This is a genomic window from Shewanella sp. BJSY2023SW001, assembly GCF_047314685.1.
Lineage (GTDB): Bacteria > Pseudomonadota > Gammaproteobacteria > Enterobacterales > Shewanellaceae > Shewanella > Shewanella indica.
The window spans coordinates 1-3,455 of record NZ_JBKORF010000001.1; the positions used below are offsets into that span (position 1 = coordinate 1).

Sequence of the window (3,455 nt, forward strand, 5' to 3'; positions counted from 1 at the left end):
ACTTCTCTGTCTGTCCATCGGTTTGCTGTCTCTATATCGATATGCAACACCAGATGCAGATGATTACTCATGATGGCAAATGCCGCCACATCAATAAACAAAGCATAGTCGGAGACTAACTAGCGCGCCATTAATGCTGGGTGTCTATTTTTTTCTGTTTTTATTACGAAGAACACACATCAGCCAGTTGATTATGAAGTTCTAGCTTTGAATCCTCTAAGTGAGTTAGAATTGCTTCACGAATTTTTGTTTGGCTAATCTCCGAACGCTTTTCATTAATGCGCACGCTACTGACATTAATTATTAACTCTGCACTTTTATCATCTTTTGGTAAAAAATCGGGAAATCCATAAGAAATTTTACAGGTTCCACTACACTCGTCTAAGTCAAACGTGTAACTAGCATCAACCTTGTACATTTCAATGAACTTATGAAGCTTTTTATTCTTAATAAAGAATGTAGAGTGCAAGTCTTTGCCTTGCATAATAAGGTTTGATACCTTCTCCTGCATCCATTCTAGCTCACTAGGAAAGCTCTCTTTACCATCTGGGCAAAACCCAATATCTTTTGTATCCTTAAAGTAAAGAGAGGCTTTTGTTTGTTGCTGGCTCAGCTTCCTTAAATATTCAATTCTTTTTTCATTAGAAAAGTCATTAAATCTGATTTTTCTTACTTTCTCTTTCCTTTCTACTAGACCGGAACTCTTCAGAACGTTCGTGAAATCAGCTGCTATTGCTTTTGCTACTTCTTTTGTTTCTGGAGAAGTGTGAGAAAGGCTAATGTTTATATCTAGACTTCCGCCTTTTTTCTTAAACTTCACTTTTCCAGAAAATTGAGTAGTGTTTTTGTCCCAGCTTTGAGTGTAGTTATGCCGTTCAATAGTGAAATCTAGCTCAATATAATTCGGATCACCGTCAACTTTCTTAAAGCTAGGTGTACCTAACAAGCGATAATTAGAGAATGGCTTATTCACTAGCTCTGAAACATTATAACCAGCAGGTATTACAGAAACCAAGCTTTTATTACTTTGTACACATTTTACTACTTGAGTTAGTCTCTTAGGGCTTTCTTCCCTTTCTTTTATTTCCTCAAGCACTTCATTGAGTTCGCTTGGAGTAATACCAGTTTTGACTAGGTATGGAATGTATTCGAACTTCTCCTCGTCAGCGAAGAACACACCTCTACGGCGAGTTATCCCCCTAAGGACAGACTTTGAAATATTTGCACTGTTGAGAAAATCTCTCAGGGTATCGCCATAGGGTAGCAAATGTTTTTTATTACTCATTTATCAAGTTCCTAAAGTCGTTACCATACGAATGAACAGTTATTGATGTTTTATTTTGTGATTTGCTGTGTGTTCTCTTCGCTTTCTTTACTATAGACTCATGCTCTAGAGTATCATAGTCTGGAAACAACAAAGCAAAGTCACCAGTAAATTTTTGAGAAACATCACTTGCTAAGTAGAGCAGCCTGTTTAATGAATTCTCCGAGAAATTATCTCTAGTTGAAAGGCAAAATGTTACATGGTTTGTATCAGGATCAATAACCCTAAATGGAATAACATCAGACGTTAAATACTCTACTGGGAATATTGCGCCGTACTTTTCGATTCCCGGGTCTTTATAGTTCACAGAGCTAAATGCATAATGGAAATAGACATCGCTGTTACTGTATTTTGCTTTCACGAATGAAATAGCATCATAGATGAATGCTGCTCTTGCATTATCAACTACTTGAATTGAAGAAAAACTCAAGTCTCGATCTAGATTTATATTTGATATTTTCTTTACAATATCTTGATCCGAATCCTTGTGGTTAGTTAACCACATTAGTACTCCGGTATCATTTACATTGGTAATGCCAGTAAATTCATACTCTTCATTACTCTCAGCCCTCAGATCTGAATTCATGAAGCATTCAACAGTCTGAGCAAGATCTTTTAGGTGTTCTTTGAACTTACTAGCTGGTGAATTAGGATATGCATTAGATGTATATTTGACGGATATTACTACATTATCCAACGTGAAGTCTTGAACTTGTGATTTTGCTGAATAAAACAGATCTATTCCATGCGTGGTTCTATTTTTTTCTGTCCGCTTATGTTTTTCTGGATGGTGACAAGAAATAGACTTCCCGTCAGGAAGATCATCCCACCCAAGCAGGCTAAGAAAATTGGTTACTAACTTCTCACCTTTTTCACCGATTTTCTTGGATAGTTCTCCCATGTGTTACTCCTATTGGGTTCGAAAACTGGATCATATCACTTCTGAGCTGTTTCCAAGTACACGCTGCTTAACTGTTATGCGGCTAACGCCACGTTAAAGGGCCGGAAAAGCAACGCTTTGGAGCGTCCCAAGGAGCGCTGCGACTGTTTTTGAACGTTTGTATGGGTTCACCTTAGCCCCCAGCTTGAGTTTTTTACTATGTATCCTGAAAGGTTTTGGTTTAATTTTAGAGGAATCTCTTCAAGCTGGTTAAGCTGAGCTGCTTGGATAAATTCAGGATTTATCACAATCTCTTCGCCATTAATACTTTTCAGTGCGATTCGACGCGGATCAAAGCTAGCTAGTTCTATTGCGAAATTACATGTGTCGGTGGAGTAACCATCATAAATTTCAGCGACGCCGCCAGCAAAGTCAGACAGACGCTGTGGCGCACTGTCAAGGGTTACGTATAAACGGAGATTAACCTCTCCATCTGAGCCAATAGTGTCTTTTCTTGAGGTGTATAGAGTATATTTTTGCAAGGTTACCTCGAATCTTCTTTGTGAACCCTAACAGCTGTTATAGTGCGCATGCGCGGTTTCCAAACCTATTATCTACCAGCTGTATTTTTTAACTTTATGAATTTAATGTTATTTTCTAAAATATTACAGAAATAACGCGCAAGCTTAGCAGCAAATTTCCGGCTTTTGCTCGGAACGTCAATAATACTTTATAGAAAATCAGTTCTGAGGCGCTTGTCATAAGCGCTTCAAACGCTACAACCCGAGCCCTACAACCCAGACCCTACAAAAACGTTAAGTAAGGCCATGGCTACCGCACGGGTCCAAACTCTGTTCGTCCCTGCATTCCGCTGAAAACGGAAAAGCGCTACTGCTTTCGGCCTTAAGCTTAAGGAAGTACTAAAGCCAAGCATTTGAATTAGTTATACAATACCCAGTGCTGGATATGAAAACAATTAGCCAAAGGTCAAGTTTTGACAAAGGCAACAAAACCCTGATTTAGTTTGTTTTTGAAGCAGGATTGACTGGGTTTGAAACCCAAAGCGACACGACTTTAAGCCGCTGGCACAGCGACTATCATAGCTACCAGCTAAAAGTTCCTAAGTTAGTACTGGCCGAGCTTCCGGCCACGGTGTAGCCCATCACCTGCGGTGCGCTTTTCGCACAGGCGATCCTGTGACTCGCTGCGAGTACGTCCCTGTAAGCTCTGCCTCGCCATCCCTGGCTCGGA

The 3,455-nt window shown here is 39.6% G+C and carries 3 protein-coding genes and 1 pseudogene; all 4 read right to left on the minus strand.

The genetic code is table 11. From position 1 onward, the window contains the following. A pseudogene (locus tag ACMHXH_RS00005) lies at window positions 1-95 on the minus strand (transposase); the annotation flags it as partial. A 68-nt stretch (window positions 96-163) separates the two neighbouring features. Further along, window positions 164-1,285: a hypothetical protein gene (locus ACMHXH_RS00010; protein WP_413737467.1), complete on the minus strand. Its 1,122-nt coding sequence runs from the start codon at window positions 1,283-1,285 to the stop codon at window positions 164-166. After that, complete coding sequence (locus ACMHXH_RS00015; RefSeq protein ID WP_226564390.1) at window positions 1,278-2,225, minus strand: hypothetical protein; 948 nt, start codon at window positions 2,223-2,225, stop codon at window positions 1,278-1,280. Before ACMHXH_RS00015 ends, ACMHXH_RS00010 begins: the two co-directional genes overlap by 8 nt. Before the next feature lie 167 nt (window positions 2,226-2,392). After that, complete coding sequence (locus tag ACMHXH_RS00020; RefSeq protein WP_226564392.1) at window positions 2,393-2,746, minus strand: hypothetical protein; 354 nt, start codon at window positions 2,744-2,746, stop codon at window positions 2,393-2,395. Window positions 2,747-3,455: the final 709 nt, after the last annotated feature.

Bases quoted from the DNA above. Each gene is read 5' to 3' on its own strand.
- ACMHXH_RS00010 (WP_413737467.1), bottom strand. From the start codon at position 1,285: ATGAGTAATAAAAAACATTTGCTACCCTATGGCGATACCCTGAGAGAT.
- ACMHXH_RS00015 (WP_226564390.1), bottom strand. From the start codon at position 2,225: ATGGGAGAACTATCCAAGAAAATCGGTGAAAAAGGTGAGAAGTTAGTA.